Below are 3,316 nucleotides of genomic sequence, written 5' to 3' on the forward strand. Positions count from 1 at the left end.
TTGTTCTTCATATACAGTACTTATACCTTCTAATTCTTCTCTAGTATATGGCATAGCAGATAAATCAGTTCCTGGCAATGTTCTACAAAGTCCACTTATTGCACATTTTCTTAGCATAAACACTGGCTTCTCTCTCCATACTGCTGTATTTCTACTACACTCTCCTAAAAGAACTGAAAAGCTATAACATTTTCCTTCGCTAGTACTCATATATGCAGTACACTGTAAGTCTTCTTTTTCTATTATATTACCTTTAGCATCAACTCTATAAGTCTTTAGCTTTTCTTCTTTAAATGAAAAATCTCTACTATCATATCCATACTCATATACTCTTTTAAGCAAAGTTTGATATGCTACTACAACTGTTGGTCTCCCATTAAATGGGATTATATATGCTTCTTTTTTAAATGGATTAAGATTATTTATCTTAAGCAAAGTTAAAATATCACGTTCTGATTGTAAATCTATTTTATCTAATCCATACATACATTTGTATGAATTCCATAATTTTAAAATATCTTCTGACGTAATTTCACTAATATATTTGTTAATAATTTCTTGCATATTTGTTTTTGATAGATTTGCACTCATCAAACCTCTCCTTTTACTTATTATGTCTTATAATAAAAATATTATAACAAAAAAACTAAAAAAATTAACAAATAATATTTAATAATAATAAAAAAATTTTATAAAATAGTGAATTACTAAAATTGACAATAAAAACTTAGGTCCTGATTAAAAATTCTCAAAAAGAATACTTAATCAAGACCTAAAAGCCTTTGTGAACTGAACACAATAAATATTAGGAGTGCTAAATGAATAGTACTACTAACGACAATTAGAATACAACAAATTCAAAGTAAAATCAACTATTGTTATTAAACAACTTATACTTTATATATTTATCCCACGAAAAATTTAGTTAGTCGTTTTAATAAAATTGTGTTTTGTACTTTCAAATTCATCCATCATTTGTTCAAGTAAATCCCTTTTACTTAAAAAAAGTTTATCCATTAAAAAACTAGTAAATTTTGCATTTTTTTTATAAAAATCATAGCTTGCTTGATTTTTTAGTTGAAATCTTAATGGTTTTATTGGATTTTGTCTTGATTTTTTAAATTTTTCACATCCTTTGCTCCTTATCAAATGCAAAACTTCCCTAAAACCATTTTCCAATACATAATTTTCTTCAATAATACCTTGTTCTATAGCTGTTGCAATCTTTAAATAATTATATGCCTGAGATTTTGCTACATCATAAGAACCTAAAAAGTCACTAAATTTTTTATATCCATCATATCTATAATAATGATTATCCTTTATTTCTTTTAGAATTTTCATTGCTTCCAATTTATTATAGATACCTTCCTTGAAATTCGATTTTAATTTCAATTTAAGTTCATGATACCTTTCTTTTTCCTTCTCTTCTAAAGAAAGACCATTATTATTACAAAGTATAATATTTTTATCGTTGCTCATTATCCTTTTATTAATTTTCATACTATTAACCCTTATAATAAATTTTTCCAACCGTTGGAAAAATTTATTTTGATAAATTATTTCATATAATTTTCACTTATTTGATATAAAAAAGTATTTAATATATTTTCATATTCTATAATATAATCTTTACTTAAATCGAATTCACAGTTGTCTGCTATCTTTCTATTTAAATCCTCCCTTTCAGATATAGTTCCTAAAAAATTTTTCTTAAATTTTAAAATATCCAAAAGATATTTATGCGTATTATTCTTTTTAAATCTTGTTATAAAGATATAAACGGATAAAGCAATTTCCAAATCTCTTATAAAGAAATCTAAAACTTCAAAACTTTCAACAGCCCACTTCTCTGCAGTCATTGGCACTATAACATAATTGCTACATACTAAAGCATTTGTTAATGTAAAATCTAAACTAGGATTAGTGTCTAATATTATATAATCATAACCTATTTCCAAGCGTCCTATTTCGACTTTTAATTTAAATTCTTTGAGTATGCCTTTAAAAGAAGCTCGATTCACCTTATGCAAGGTAACATAACTTGGAATTAGATCTAAATTATCGTTAATATTGATAATTGATTTATTAATAGATATTGTGTCCATCAGTACTTCATGTATATTTTGATTAACCAAGTTAATATTCAGTTCTTTGATCTTTCCATAAAAATAACTGGTAACTGATGCTTGAGTATCCATATCTATTAGAAGCACTTTATATTTTTTAGCCAATAAAGTTGAAAGTATAATTGCACTTGTGCTTTTTCCAACACCACCTTTAATTGACGCAATCGTAATTATTTTTGGTTTCTTTCTATCCATTTTATTATGATTCCCCTATTTGATAATTTTTTTCGATAAAATTCATACACTTGTCTTTCTAACTTTGTCAACATCTCAAATAGAAATTTGCTATATTGTGTCCCAATTTTCTCTTTTTTAAGCAAACGAGAAATTCCTTTTATATAACAAAAAATACTGCCTTTTTGAAATCTGAATTCTATGTAACAAACCTTTGAGAAAGTATATGTCTTTATAATGCCATTTTCTTCATATTTTGTTATAACATTTTGTATTGGTTTTCTATATCCATAAAATATCCCTAAAAACTTATCGTTTTCTTTCAAAGAAAACAAGTTGAACTCATTAATTTTTTCTCTGTTAAATAAACCTCTGAATGAGATAAAAAATTTTCCTTTTTGATTTTTATTGACTCCAAATACATATAAGTCATTTAATATTTTTGTATGATATATTTTCCGACTATCAATGTTTTCTATCTTTACAAAGATACCTTTCTTTTCTTTTGGTGTAATTTCAACTTTTTTTTCTTTTAGGCGTTCTAATACGCTCTCCATTAATTACCCTCAAGTTACGATTTTCTCACTCTCTCTTATTTTTAAATATCCTTTTTCTTCTATTATTTCGAAGATTTCGTTGTAATAATGGTTGTTAAATGTTTTTTTATAGTCCAATGTTTCTTGTTTACCCAAATACTCCCTAAGTATTGGGAACAAAATTGCTCTATCCACTTTCCTAGAAAATTGATCCACTAGTATGCTAAATATGTTGATCTCAAGATTCTTCTTTTCTGCTTCTTCATCCTTTACCTGTGGTACCGTTTTTTTAAGTTTCGCAATGACTTTTTTTAAGTCTGGGTACTTTTTATTCTCGATTATAAAATGGGGCTTTTCTTTGTATTTCTCGCTTATCTCAGACATTCGTATTTTAAGTTCAGATTTTTCATAACCCTGTTTCTCCAATTTCAACATCGCATTTTCAAGTATCTTATCCATCTCTTCTCGTCTCAAAAC

5 protein-coding genes are annotated in these 3,316 nt (G+C 26.1%); all 5 read right to left on the reverse strand.

Features of this window, described 5'->3' with window-relative positions; translation table 11 throughout:
- Positions 1–591 (reverse strand): recombinase RecT (locus tag U881_RS0102165; RefSeq protein ID WP_024653084.1); only part of this gene is annotated, 591 nt, incomplete at its 3' end.
- 330 nt (positions 592–921) lie between these two features.
- The gene (locus tag U881_RS10530; protein ID WP_038363391.1) at positions 922–1,503 is read right to left on the reverse strand and encodes a chromosome replication/partitioning protein; all 582 of its coding nucleotides are present in this window, start codon (positions 1,501–1,503) and stop codon (positions 922–924) included.
- A 56-nt stretch (positions 1,504–1,559) separates the two neighbouring features.
- Positions 1,560–2,324, reverse strand: a complete 765-nt coding sequence (locus U881_RS0102175; RefSeq protein ID WP_024653085.1) for a ParA family protein — start codon at positions 2,322–2,324, stop codon at positions 1,560–1,562.
- Positions 2,300–2,860, reverse strand: coding sequence for a DUF226 domain-containing protein (locus U881_RS0102180; protein WP_024653086.1), 561 nt, complete (start codon positions 2,858–2,860; stop codon positions 2,300–2,302). Before U881_RS0102180 ends, U881_RS0102175 begins: the two co-directional genes overlap by 25 nt.
- A 9-nt stretch (positions 2,861–2,869) precedes the next feature.
- On the reverse strand, positions 2,870–3,316 hold a 447-nt coding region (locus U881_RS0102185), incomplete at its 5' end, for a plasmid maintenance protein (protein WP_024653087.1).

The organism is Borrelia persica No12 (assembly GCF_000500045.1).
Lineage (GTDB): Bacteria > Spirochaetota > Spirochaetia > Borreliales > Borreliaceae > Borrelia > Borrelia persica.